This window comes from Brenneria sp. hezel4-2-4, assembly GCF_013155275.1.
GTDB lineage: Bacteria > Pseudomonadota > Gammaproteobacteria > Enterobacterales > Enterobacteriaceae > Brenneria.
Map to the genome: position 1 here is coordinate 239,802 of NZ_JABJXS010000001.1, position 12,377 is coordinate 252,178.

General features: G+C 50.8%; 13 protein-coding genes and 1 other annotated feature. Of the genes, 5 read left to right on the plus strand and 8 right to left on the minus strand.

What is annotated here, in order from left to right; all coding sequences use genetic code 11:
• The 3 genes from HOY33_RS01085 to HOY33_RS01095 all read left to right on the plus strand — a co-directional run bounded on the left by HOY33_RS01085 (position 1) and on the right by HOY33_RS01095 (position 4,113).
• The gene (locus HOY33_RS01085; protein ID WP_172287813.1) at positions 1-1,290 is read left to right on the plus strand and encodes an ABC transporter substrate-binding protein; all 1,290 of its coding nucleotides are present in this window, start codon (positions 1-3) and stop codon (positions 1,288-1,290) included.
• A gap of 293 nt (positions 1,291-1,583) precedes the next feature.
• A complete protein-coding gene (locus HOY33_RS01090) occupies positions 1,584-2,294 on the plus strand; it encodes an oligogalacturonate-specific porin KdgM family protein (protein ID WP_172287815.1) in 711 nt (236 codons plus the stop codon).
• A gap of 424 nt (positions 2,295-2,718) precedes the next feature.
• Positions 2,719-4,113: an L-cystine transporter gene (locus HOY33_RS01095; protein ID WP_172287816.1), complete on the plus strand. Its 1,395-nt coding sequence runs from the start codon at positions 2,719-2,721 to the stop codon at positions 4,111-4,113.
• A gap of 227 nt (positions 4,114-4,340) precedes the next feature.
• On the opposite strand, the gene HOY33_RS01100 is transcribed toward HOY33_RS01095, so the two are convergent.
• Both HOY33_RS01100 and osmE read right to left on the minus strand, forming a co-directional pair.
• On the minus strand, positions 4,341-4,808 hold the full coding sequence (locus tag HOY33_RS01100) for an RcnB family protein (RefSeq protein ID WP_172287818.1): 468 nt from the start codon (positions 4,806-4,808) through the stop codon (positions 4,341-4,343).
• A gap of 361 nt (positions 4,809-5,169) precedes the next feature.
• Positions 5,170-5,502, minus strand: coding sequence for an osmotically-inducible lipoprotein OsmE (osmE, locus tag HOY33_RS01105; protein ID WP_172287819.1), 333 nt, complete (start codon positions 5,500-5,502; stop codon positions 5,170-5,172).
• A 229-nt stretch (positions 5,503-5,731) separates the two neighbouring features.
• On the opposite strand from osmE, the gene nadE reads away from it, so the two are divergent.
• Complete coding sequence (nadE, locus tag HOY33_RS01110; protein WP_172287821.1) at positions 5,732-6,556, plus strand: ammonia-dependent NAD(+) synthetase; 825 nt, start codon at positions 5,732-5,734, stop codon at positions 6,554-6,556.
• 92 nt (positions 6,557-6,648) lie between these two features.
• Positions 6,649-7,536: an aromatic amino acid DMT transporter YddG gene (yddG, locus tag HOY33_RS01115; protein WP_172288772.1), complete on the plus strand. Its 888-nt coding sequence runs from the start codon at positions 6,649-6,651 to the stop codon at positions 7,534-7,536.
• 98 nt (positions 7,537-7,634) lie between these two features.
• Here the strand turns inward: yddG and ihfA are convergent, their stop codons facing one another.
• The 6 genes from ihfA to rpmI form a co-directional block, all read right to left on the minus strand.
• Positions 7,635-7,931 (minus strand): integration host factor subunit alpha, encoded by a 297-nt coding sequence (gene ihfA / locus HOY33_RS01120; RefSeq protein WP_009112984.1) that lies wholly within the window; start codon positions 7,929-7,931, stop codon positions 7,635-7,637.
• 4 nt (positions 7,932-7,935) lie between these two features.
• Positions 7,936-10,323, minus strand: coding sequence for a phenylalanine--tRNA ligase subunit beta (gene pheT, locus HOY33_RS01125; protein ID WP_172287823.1), 2,388 nt, complete (start codon positions 10,321-10,323; stop codon positions 7,936-7,938).
• Between the two features lie 15 nt (positions 10,324-10,338).
• On the minus strand, positions 10,339-11,322 hold the full coding sequence (gene pheS / locus HOY33_RS01130; protein WP_172287824.1) for a phenylalanine--tRNA ligase subunit alpha: 984 nt from the start codon (positions 11,320-11,322) through the stop codon (positions 10,339-10,341).
• Between the two features lie 104 nt (positions 11,323-11,426).
• Positions 11,427-11,552, minus strand: a sequence feature (Phe leader region).
• On the minus strand, positions 11,502-11,546 hold the full coding sequence (pheM, locus tag HOY33_RS01135; protein ID WP_121514181.1) for a pheST operon leader peptide PheM: 45 nt from the start codon (positions 11,544-11,546) through the stop codon (positions 11,502-11,504). It overlaps the preceding feature by 45 nt.
• Positions 11,553-11,699: 147 nt before the next feature.
• Positions 11,700-12,056 carry a 50S ribosomal protein L20 gene (gene rplT / locus HOY33_RS01140; RefSeq protein ID WP_009112987.1) on the minus strand — a complete coding sequence of 119 codons (357 nt, stop codon included), beginning with the start codon at positions 12,054-12,056 and terminating at the stop codon, positions 11,700-11,702.
• Positions 12,057-12,099: 43 nt separating this feature from the next.
• Positions 12,100-12,297, minus strand: coding sequence for a 50S ribosomal protein L35 (rpmI, locus tag HOY33_RS01145; protein ID WP_009112988.1), 198 nt, complete (start codon positions 12,295-12,297; stop codon positions 12,100-12,102).
• Between the last annotated feature and the right edge of the window lie 80 nt (positions 12,298-12,377).

Genomic DNA, 12,377 nt, shown 5'->3' on the forward strand with positions numbered 1-12,377 from the left:
ATGAAAAAAGCGATCCTACACACGTTGATAGCCTCATCTCTGGCATTATTGGCGGCTCCGTCTTTTGCCGCCGATCAGGTTGAATTAAGAATGTCCTGGTGGGGCGGCAATACCCGCCACCAACAAACGCTCAAAGCCATTGAAGAGTTCCATAAGCAGAACCCGAATATCACGGTTAAAGCAGAGTACACCGGTTGGGACGGACACTTGTCCCGTCTGACTACGCAAATTGCCGGTAATACCGAACCTGACGTTATGCAGACCAACTGGAACTGGCTGCCGATTTTCTCTAAAAACGGCGAGGGTTTCTACGATCTGAACAAAGTCAACGATACGCTGGATCTGACGCAATTCGATCCCAAAGAGCTCAGCAGTACCACCGTCAACGGCAAGTTGAACGGCATTCCTATTTCCGTCACCGCCCGGGTGTTCTATTTCAATACTGAAAGCTGGAAAAAAGCCGGTCTGGAATATCCGAAAACCTGGGATGAATTGCTGAATGCCGGCAAGGTGTTTAAAGAAAAACTGGGCGATCAATACTACCCGGTGGTGCTGGAACATCAGGATTCACTGGCGCTGTTAAACTCCTATATGGTTCAGAAATACAACCTCCCCGCCATTGATGTGAACGCGCAGAAGTTTGCGTATACCGATGCGCAGTGGGTTGAATTCTTCGGCATGTATAAAAAGTTGGTTGATAGCCACGTAATGCCTTCAGCGAAATACTATGCTTCTTTCGGTAAGAGCAACATGTATGAGATGAAGCCGTGGATCAATGGCGAGTGGAGCGGCACCTATATGTGGAACTCGACGATCACCAAATATTCCGACAACCTGCAACCGCCCGCCAAGCTGGAGTTAGGTCACTATCCCATGCTGCCGGAGGCCAAAGACGCCGGCCTGTTCTTTAAACCCGCGCAAATGTTGTCAATCGGCAAATCAAGCAAACATCCTAAAGAAGCGTCTCTGCTGATTAACTTCCTGTTGAACAGCAAAGAAGGCGTTCAGGCGCTGGGACTGGAACGCGGCGTTCCGTTAAGTAAGGCCGCCGTAGCCCAACTGACGGCTGACGGCGTAATTAAAGATGATTCTCCGGCGGTTGCCGGTCTGGCTCAGGCGCTGTCACTGCCGCATAACGTGAGCGTTTCGCCTTACTTTGACGACCCGCAAATCGTTTCTCTGTTTGGCGATGCTATTCAGTCCATCGATTACGGTCAGAAATCCGTTGAAGAAACCGCGAAATACTTCCAGCGTCAATCTGAACGTATTCTAAAACGTGCGATGAAATAAAATACGCTGCAATTTATCAATTAACCAACCTGCCATTAACACGGCAGGTTTTTTATTGTTTTTAGTTTTATTTATCTTAAAACAATGAGTTTATTGTATTTCATTTAAATTGAAACAACCCCACTATCCAACCCGATCGCAATCACAATTTAAAACATCATTTCAATTCTAATTTATCAAGCAGACCTGGATCACAAAATACATTTTAATAATAAATACAATAGAACTTGCTCCAAAAAAGAAAAACGCGTCTTTGTATTAAACATCATCCTAACTATATAGGAACTATAACAATGAAATTAAAATTACTCGCTCTGGCTGTCACTTCATTAGTCAGTATTAACGCGATGGCCGTCAATATCGATTATCGCCATGAAATGAAAGATACGCCCAAGAATGATCACCGCGATCGTCTGTTGATGTCTCACCGTTTTGCTAATGGTTTTGGCCTGTCGGTTGAAGCTAAATGGCGCCAATCTTCTGCTGACACCACGCCGAACAAACCTTATAATGAAACCGTAAGCAACGGTACTGAAGTGGTGGCCAGCTACGTTTACAATTTTGATAAAACTTTTTCTCTTGAACCAGGATTCTCTTTAGATTCAAGTTCTTCAACCAACAACTACCGCCCTTATCTGCGCGGTAAAATCAACATCACCGACGATCTGTCCACCTCGCTGCGCTATCGCCCTTATTACTTGCGTAAGAGCGGGAATATCGGTAAAACCGATACGCAGGAAAATGGTTATAACCTGACCGGCGTTATCAGTTATAAATTCCTGCAAGACTACCAGATTGATTACGAACTGGATTATAAGAAAGCCAATAAAGCCGGCGCATACCAATATGACAACGAAACTTATAAATTCGAGCATGACGTAAAACTCTCTTATAAACTGGATAAAAACTGGAAGCCCTATATGGCGGTGGGTAATGTCGCTCAGGACGGCACCAGCGATCATCGTCAAACGCGCTACCGCGTCGGCGTAACTTATAGCTTCTAATCCGCCAACGGTTGTTTTAATGTTTAGACCTTATTAATAACCAGGGATGTTGGAATTAATGAATCAGTCCAGTTAATTTTAACATCCCGTTATTAAGGTAGTCTGTGGTTAGTGAAACAAGTAAGTGAGTATTGTTTTGTGTTAGGTAAATGGCTGTGTCTGAATTACCCTCATCGTATATTAACGTAATTTATTGATTTATTTTTGCGGTTCAGGGTGGTCATTCTCTCTCCGATTCAATGACCGCCCTATTTTTTGTCGCCGCCCCATTCGCCGTAAAAACCCTGGTTGCCGCGTCGGCGCCGGGCGCATCCCCGACTGTCGCCTACCGCCATATAACAAACTTATAAAAGAACTGATATCCTGTCGGTGTTTGTCATCATTTTTGAAAAATTGCTCATCTAACTGATAGGGAGAAGTGGAGATGAATTTTCCGCTGCTGTTAAATATTTTGGCGTTTGCCGCACTGCTGCTTTTAGTGGGATACGCCAGCAAAGGCAAGTCATGGAGCCTGGCAAAAAAAGTTTTGCTGGGTCTGGTTATCGGGGTTCTGTTTGGTCTGGCCCTACACCTGATCTACGGCGGCGATAACCCGGTTATCAGCCAATCGGTCGCCTGGTTTAATATCGTCGGCAACGGCTACGTGCAACTGTTGCAGATGATTGTTATGCCGCTGGTATTTGTTTCCATCCTGAACTCGGTCGCCAAGCTGCATAATGCCTCGTCGTTGGGGAAAATCAGCGTATTAACGCTGGCTACCCTGTTATTTACCACGCTGATTGCCGCGCTGGTCGGGGTTTTCGTGACCAATCTGTTCGGGTTGACGGCAACTGGACTGGTGCAGGGCGCGCAGGAAACCGCCCGCTTGTCGGCCATCGAAAATAACTACGCGGGCAAGGTTGCCGATCTGAGCATCCCGCAGATCATTCTTTCCTTTATTCCTAAAAACCCGTTTGCCGAACTGACCGGCGCCAATCCCACGTCGATTATCAGCGTCGTTGTTTTTGCCGTCTTCCTCGGCGTTGCCGCGCTGCAACTGATGAAAGACGACGCCGCCAAAGGCGAGCGGATCCTGGTTGCCATTGATACCTTGCAATCCTGGGTGATGAAACTGGTTCGTCTGGTGATGAAACTGACCCCGTACGGGGTATTGGCGTTAATGACCAAGATGGTGGCCAGCTCCAACCTGCAAGATATCCTCAAGCTAGGGAGCTTTGTGGTGGCGTCTTATTTGGGTCTGGCTATCATGTTCGGCGTTCATGCGCTGATTCTGTCGCTGACCGGCATTAATCCTGCCCGGTTTTTCCGTAAGGTATGGCCGGTGCTGACATTTGCCTTTACCAGCCGTTCCAGCGCCGCCACCATCCCACTGAGCATCGAAGCGCAAACCCGCCGTATCGGCGTACCGGAATCCATCGCCAGCTTTGCCGCCTCATTTGGCACCACTATCGGCCAGAATGGCTGCGCCGGACTTTATCCCGCCATGCTGGCGGTGATGGTCGCTCCGACGGTGGGGATTAATCCGCTCGATCCGGTATGGATTGCCACGCTGGTCGGGATTGTCACCATCAGTTCGGCAGGGGTGGCCGGCGTCGGCGGCGGCGCAACCTTTGCCGCGCTGATCGTTCTGCCGGCAATGGGGCTGCCGGTTACCCTGGTTGCTTTGCTGATTTCTATTGAGCCATTGATTGATATGGGACGTACGGCGTTGAATGTAAGCGGTTCAATGACCGCGGGCACGGTCACCAGTCAGTTATTGAAGCAAACGGATAAAACCGTGTTTGATGCGCAGGAAGAAGCCGAGTTGGCGCATCGATAACATTAAATAAAACGATAAGGCGTCGGTAAGCGATACCCGGGCCTAGCGTACCGAGGGGCCATTATGGGACACATCCTTGTGCCCCACCCTGCGGGCCAGCATAAATGCTGTTTAAATTTGCTCCTGGCAAATTTGTCGGCGGCTTACGCCGCTACGGCCCCTCGCCACGCTCTCCCTAATAACAGGCGTTGTCAATGTCGGTAATGATTTACCGACGCCTCTTACGACTAATTCAATGCGCTATTCAGAAGAATGGCCGTGATTATCCCGGTGGCAGCGGCAATCAACACGTAGTTGCCGTTAATATAAGCCCAGTGCTGCCCGGCAGGCGGTTCACGTAAGCCGCGGACGCGCCAGTCATTCACCCGATAATTATCGCCACGAAAATGCTTGGGCGCCGCCTGGCCTTTTCTGAAATCATTGCCGTTCCACGCAAAGTGGTCCCGTTCGCGGAATTTGGCCGTATTACGCTGTTCACGTGAAGCGGACTTTACGCCATTTTTCCCTTTGTCGCTGTTGTGATGATCGTTGGAGACATTTCTTTGTTTACCGGTACGCTCACCGCCCTTTTGGTTGTCACCTTGTTGCCATTTCTGGTCTTGCGATCTATTTGGCCCTTCAGCAAAAGTGAGGGGTGAAAAAGAGCTGGTGATCAGAAATAACGACATCGCCAGTGCCAGTGTTTTTTTCGTCATTGCATTTTCCTCGACGCATGTACAGTCTTGTAAACCGGTTAGCAGCAATATCGGTTACAATCTCACGCGGGTGAAGATGGAATAATCTTAATCCCCTGTCATCTGACAATGTTTTACCTAATCCAGGCAAATTCTTAACACTATCCATTAACACTATGCGCGCGTGCTTTTCTCCCCCGCTCATTCAGGGTGAGGCGCTTTGGGGACGCAAGGTCTACAACGATGTTTACAGATCATGCTGAAAGCCGCTGTTCTCTGATGAGAAAGCGTCTTCCAGCATGTTTTCAGATATGAGAATGTAGATATAGCAGAAAGTCAGATAAGCCCATGCGCTACGTTATGATGTAGCTATTAATTTCAATTACCGCTGCGGATTAGTGTCATAAGCCTGACAGCTTTGGAAACCTTTGTTACGGACATGGCCGGTGTCGTCATAGCTGACAAAGTAATTCTGCGCCGTGCCGTCACGATTTTTCAGCAGATAATCGCTACAGGTGCCTGTCGCGTTCACCAGACGTCTTTCCATGCCTCCCGAACCAGCAATCTGAAGAACCTGCTGCTTCGTCATCCCGACCTTAACGTCTTTCACCACCGGTTCATTGACATAACTCTCAGCTTTGTTATAAGTCGAACACCCAGAAAGAAAGACTGCTCCTGCCGCCGCAATACACAACATTAGTCGATTATTTTTCATTGCATTACCTCATGTGAATGGGTCATAGATAAGGCTAGATGGCAAACGGCGTTTTTTCAAATTATAACCCTACCTATAACAAAATTAGATAAGCGCCCGGAACGGCTTCATCCATAGGTAAAACAACTGACTGCGTGCTTGTTCTTTTTCTTCATGCCAATTAGCTTTACACTCTGGTAATTGGGATAATTATTTCGCAGGATCAATAAGTTCAGAAGGGGGGGAGATTATGTCATTACAGCAGGAGATTATCACTGCGCTGGGGGTGAAAAGCGCCATCGACCCGGTGAAAGAAATCCGCGTTAGCGTTGATTTTTTAAAGAATTATCTGAATGCTCACCCGTTTGTGAAATCTCTGGTACTGGGGATCAGCGGTGGTCAGGATTCGACGCTGACCGGCAAACTCTGCCAAACGGCAATTACCGAGATGCGTAATGAAACCAGCGATGACAGCTACCAATTTATCGCCGTCCGTCTGCCTTATGGCGTTCAGGCCGATGAAGCCGACTGCCAGGACGCCATCGCTTTTATTCAACCAGACAGAGTGCTGACGGTTAATATCAAACCGGCGGTGGAAGCCAGCGAAGCCACGCTGAAAGCGATTGGCATCGAGCTTTCCGACTTTGTTAAAGGTAACGAAAAAGCCCGCGAGCGGATGAAAGCCCAGTACAGCATCGCCGGCATGAATGCCGGACTGGTGGTAGGAACCGATCATGCGGCTGAAGCCGTGACCGGCTTTTTCACCAAATACGGCGACGGCGGAACAGATATCAACCCGATATTCCGTCTGAATAAACGTCAGGGGAAAGCGCTGCTGCGGGAACTGGGCTGCCCTGCTCATCTTTATACCAAGGCGCCGACGGCCGATTTGGAAGAAGACCGCCCGTCGCTGCCCGATGAAGTCGCGCTGGGCGTGACTTATGAAAAGATTGATGATTATCTCGAAGGGAAGCAAATTGGTGCGCAAGACGCCGCCATCATTGAAAACTGGTATCGTAAAACCGAGCATAAACGTCGGCCGCCGGTTACCGTTTTCGACGATTTCTGGCGTTAATCCTTCAGTTTTGCGTAGAACGGATGCAGGCAACGGCATCCGTTTTTATTATTTCCGCTTCCTATACCTAAGTCAGATACAACATCATGATCTTGACGCCGCAACGCGCCACACTCGCTGGTTTGCTGGCTATTGTTCTGTGGAGCACCTCCGTCGGGCTGATCCGCAGCCTGACCGAATCACTCGGCACCTTTGGCGGGGCCGCGATGATTTACAGCACCAGCACGCTCTGTCTGTTGCTGTTTTATGGTGTTCCCAAAATAACAACGCTGCCCAAAGTCTATCTTCTGGCCGGGGGAACGCTCTTTATCTGCTATGAAATTTTTCTGTCCGTCTCTATCGGACTTGCCAATACCCGTTTACAGGCCATGGAACTCGGCATGATTAACTATTTGTGGCCCAGCCTGACCATCCTGTTCTCCATCTTTATCAACCAGCAAAAAAGCCGCGTCCTGCTTTGGGCGGGGCTGGCTCTTTCACTATCCGGTATCGTCTGGATTATGCAGGGGGAAGGCGAATGGTCTCCGCGCATGCTGTGGCAAAACATCCTCACCAATCCGCTGGCTTACGGGCTGGCCTTCTCGGCGGCCATCGCCTGGGCGCTGTATTGCAATATCGCCAAACGTTTCGGCCGCGGGGAAAGCGGCGTGTTATTCTTTTTCCTCATCACCGCCGTCGTACTATGGCTGCAATATGCGTTCAGCGCGGAGAACGCCCTGAGCTTCACCATCACCAACGCCATTGAACTGATCTTCATGGGCGTCTCCACCGCCGTCGCCTACTCCGCGTGGGACACCGGCATTCAGCACGGTAATCTGACGTTGCTGGCTACCGCCTCTTATTTTACCCCGGTGATTTCAACGCTGCTGGCCGCACTGTGGCTGAGCATCACCCCTTCGTTCTCTTTCTGGCAGGGCGTCATCATGGTGACGCTGGGATCATTGCTGTGCTGGTTTACTACCCGTCAGAATCGCAGATAAGCTGTTAAATCGATTTCACCGCCCTTGGATCACCTCATCCACGCTGCAATCCCCATAAAGGAAAAAGGCCGCTTGCGCGGCCTTTTGAGTTATCACTTTTACTCTTTGGGAGAGGCGTTCTCTACCCTGCTTTTTAACTTTTGCCCCGGACGGAACGTGACCACACGGCGCGCCGTAATCGGAATATCTTCGCCAGTTTTTGGGTTACGTCCCGGACGTTGGTTCTTGTCTCGCAAATCAAAATTGCCAAAACCCGACAGTTTGACCTGCTCGCCATTTTCCAAAGCGCGACGAACTTCTTCAAAAAACAGCTCGACTAGCTCTTTGGCATCCCGTTTGCTCAGCCCGAGCTTCTCAAACAGGTATTCTGACATTTCAGCTTTAGTAAGCGCCATAGGTTCAATCCCTCAAGGATGCTTGGAATCGCTGTTTTAATGCTGCTACACATTGCGCAACGGTAGCGGCAATTTCCTCTTCTGCCAGTGTACGAGAGGTATCTTGCAAGATCAGGCTGATAGCCAGGCTCTTATACCCTTCCGCTACGCCCTTACCTCGGTACACGTCGAATAAGTTTACGCCAACTAACTGATTTGCGCCAACTTTCTTACACTCGGCTATAATATCACCAGCGGGAACGTTTTCAGCCACTACCACAGCGATATCACGGCGGTTCGCGGGGAAGCGAGAAATGTTGCTCGCATCAGGCAGCACGCGGTCTGCGACCTTATTCCACAGCAGTTCAAATACCACGGTGCGGCCATTCAAATCCAGCTTACGTTCCAGTTCCGGGTGGATAACCCCAATAAATCCAATGCGTTCCCCGCACAGATAAATAGCAGCACTTTGCCCCGGATGCAATGCCGGATTACCTTCCGCTCTGAACTCAACGGCGGATAATTTACCCGTCAATGCCAGTATCGCTTCCAAATCGCCTTTTAAATCATAGAAGTCAACCGCCTGACGCGCCAGATCCCAATGCTCTTCATAACGACTGCCGGTAATAACCCCCGCCAGCATCACATCCTGACGAATGCCCAGATCGGCGCCGCTATCCGGTACAAAGCGCAATCCGCTTTCAAACAGGCGCAGGCGGCTTTGCTGGCGGTTCTGGTTATAGACCACCGCGCTCAGCAGGCCGCTCCACAGCGACAGACGCATCGCCGACATCTCCGCGGAGATCGGGCTGGGCAGCATTAATGCCTCTTCACCGGGATGGACAAGCGCCTGAATTTTAGGATCGACAAAACTGTAAGTAATTGCTTCCTGATAGCCGCGATCGACCAATAGCGTCTTCACGCGCTTCAGCGGAAGAGAAGCCTCGCGATGAGACGTCATCGTCAACGGCGCCTGAGTGGCGATATTGGGGATATTGTTATAGCCATACAGACGGGCAACTTCTTCCACCAGATCTTCTTCGATTTCCATATCGAAACGCCAACTTGGCGCGGTGGCCTGCCATCCAGCATCGGTCTTTGTTACCTTGCAGCCGAGGCGGCGTAAAATATCATCGACCTGATCGTCGGCAATATGATGACCGAGTAAACGATCGAGTTTTTCACGGCGCAGCGTAATGGTCGCCCGCGCCGGTAAATCCGCCTCGCTGGTTACATTCACCACCGGGCCGGCGCTGCCGCCGCAAATATCGATCAACAGAGCGGTCGCCCGCTCCATCGCCTTAAACTGCAAAGCCGGATCGACGCCGCGCTCATAGCGATGAGAAGCATCGGTATGCAAACCGTAGCGACGCGCACGTCCGGTAATCGACAGCGGATTAAAGTAAGCACACTCCAGCAAAACATTCCGCGTCTCTTCATTAACGCCTGAATGCTCGCCGCCAAAAATCCCGCCCAACGCCAGCGCTTTTTGTTTATCCGCGATCACCAGCGTATCGGTGTTCAGCGTCACTTCATTGCCGTCCAGCAGCGTCAACGTTTCGTTATCCTGCGCCATGCGGACCACAATCCCGCCTTCCAGACGGTCGAGATCAAACGCATGCATCGGCTGACCGAGTTCCAGCAACACATAGTTGGTGACATCCACAACCGGATCGATAGCGCGAATGCCGCAGCGGCGCAGTTTTTCACGCATCCACAGCGGCGTAGCGGCTTTGACATTGATGTCTTTGACCACCCGCCCCAGATAACGCGGGCAAGCCTGCGAGGCTTCAACCTGAATCGGGAACCTATCCTCAATGGTGGCCGCGACGGGCTGAATATCAGGCTCTGTCAGCGGTAATTGGTTCAGCACGGCCACATCGCGGGCAACGCCGATGATGCCCAGACAATCGGCGCGGTTCGGCGTGACGCTGATATCAATGGCGTTGTCGTCCAGTTGCAGGTACTGACGAATATCCGTCCCGATCGGCGCATCCAGCGGCAGTTCGATGATGCCGTTATGATCGTCGGAAATACCCAGTTCAGAGAATGAACACAGCATCCCTTCGGACGGCTCGCCACGCAGTTTGGCGGCTTTGATTTTGAAATCGCCAGGCAATACCGCGCCGATGGTCGCCACCGCCACTTTTAGCCCCTGCCGACAGTTCGGCGCGCCGCACACGATGTCCAGCAGGCGCTCGCCGCCCACGTTGACTTTCGTTACGCGCAATTTATCGGCGTTCGGGTGTTGTCCGCACTCGACCACTTCGCCGACCACCACGCCGTGGAACGCGCCGGCAACCGGCTCGACGCCGTCGACTTCCAGGCCGGCCATAGTGATTTGTTCAGATAATGTATCGCTGTCTACCGCCGGGTTTACCCACTCGCGCAACCAGAGTTCACTGAATTTCATGATGATATTCCCGCCTTACTTAAACTGTTTGAGGAAACGCAGATCGTTTTCGAAGAATGCGCGCAAATCGGTTACGCCGTAACGCAGCATGGTCAAGCGCTCCATGCCCATGCCGAAAGCAAAGCCGGAGTAAACCTCAGGATCGATACCCACATTGCGTAGCACATTCGGGTGCACCATGCCGCAACCCAGCACTTCCAGCCACTTGCCGTTTTTACCCATCACGTCCACTTCAGCGGACGGTTCGGTAAACGGAAAGTAGGAAGGACGGAAACGAACCTGTAAATCTTCCTCGAAAAAGTTACGCAGAAAATCATGCAGCGTCCCTTTCAGGTTGGTAAAGCTGATGTTTTTATCAACAATCAGCCCTTCCATCTGATGGAACATCGGCGTATGGGTCTGATCGTAATCATTGCGATATACACGACCAGGGGCAATGATGCGAATCGGCGGCTTCTGTTGCTCCATGGTGCGAATTTGCACGCCGGAAGTTTGCGTACGCAGCAGGCGTTGCGCATCAAACCAGAATGTATCGTGATCGGCGCGCGCCGGGTGATGCCCGGGGATATTCAACGCATCGAAGTTATGATAATCATCCTCGATTTCCGGCCCCGTCGCCACGGAGAACCCCAACTCGCCGAAAAAGGTTTCAATGCGATCGATCGTGCGGGTCACCGGATGCAGGCCACCGTTCTCACTGGTGCGTCCCGGCAGCGAGACGTCGATGGTTTCCTCAGCCAGACGGGCGTTCAACTCAGCCGCCTCCAGCGCCTGCTTACGCGCATTCAGCGCGTCCTGCACCTCCTGCTTGGCCTGGTTAATAACGGCGCCGGCCGCAGGGCGCTCTTCCGCCGGCAGCTCGCGCAGCGTGGTCATCTGAAGGGTTAAGTGACCTTTTTTGCCAAGATACTCAACGCGCACGTTATCCAGTGCGCTGATATCCCCGGCCTCTTCTATGGCTGTTCTGGCTTTGGCAACCAGTTCTGCGAGATGTGGCATTGCATTCCTCTTCTTCTGCCTGTACGGCCAAATGTCATGATTGGAAAATGTCATATCAATAGCGCGTCATGCTTGCCCGCGCATTGAAAAATTACGTCGTATTAAACAAAAAAGCCTCCCTGAGGGAGGCTTAGGCGCTACTTTTCGTTTCTTTTCTTACGCGCAAAGCCCCCCGGAGTTCAGGCGCTAAAGTAAAAAAAGAAACGGAAAATAGCAGTATGCATACTTGCGTTACCTTGTCGTTATTGGAAAACGGAAAAACAAAACAACGTTATTGAAAAATGAGATACCAAAAATGTCAACAGCAACACTTATTGCGCTGAACGCCAAGCGGGTCAAAACGAAAAGAGGGAGCCAGGCTCCCTCTTTTCACTGACTTACGCCAGCGCTGCTTTCGCTTTTTCAACCAGTGCGCTGAATGCGACTTTGTCGAATACGGCGATATCAGCCAGGATCTTACGGTCGATTTCAACAGAGGCTTTTTTCAGGCCATTGATGAATTTGCTGTAAGACAAGCCATTCTGACGGGCTGCTGCGTTGATACGTGCAATCCACAGCTGACGGAATTGACGTTTACGTTGACGACGGTCGCGGTAAGCGTATTGACCAGCTTTGATTACTGCCTGGAAGGCAACACGATAAACGCGCGAACGGGCACCATAGTAACCTTTCGCTTGTTTCAGTATTTTTTTGTGACGTGCACGAGCAACCACACCACGTTTTACGCGAGCCATATGCTCTCTCCTAAAGTCTTATTCTAAATTCAAAAAAGGTTACTTATGCGTACGGCAAACAGGCGATGACCAGACCCAGATCCCCTTTGGAGACCAGACCTTTCGGACGCAGATGACGTTTACGTTTAGTCGCTTTTTTGGTCAGAATATGACGCAGGTTAGCATGCTTACGCTTAAAACCACCGTTGGCGGTTTTTTTGAAGCGTTTAGCGGCGCCACGTACTGTTTTGATCTTTGGCATGTTAATTTCCACTTCGCATTGTTAATTACAACGAATCAGATAAGGCGAACAAAACCCGCACGGCGCGAACGCGGCGCGGG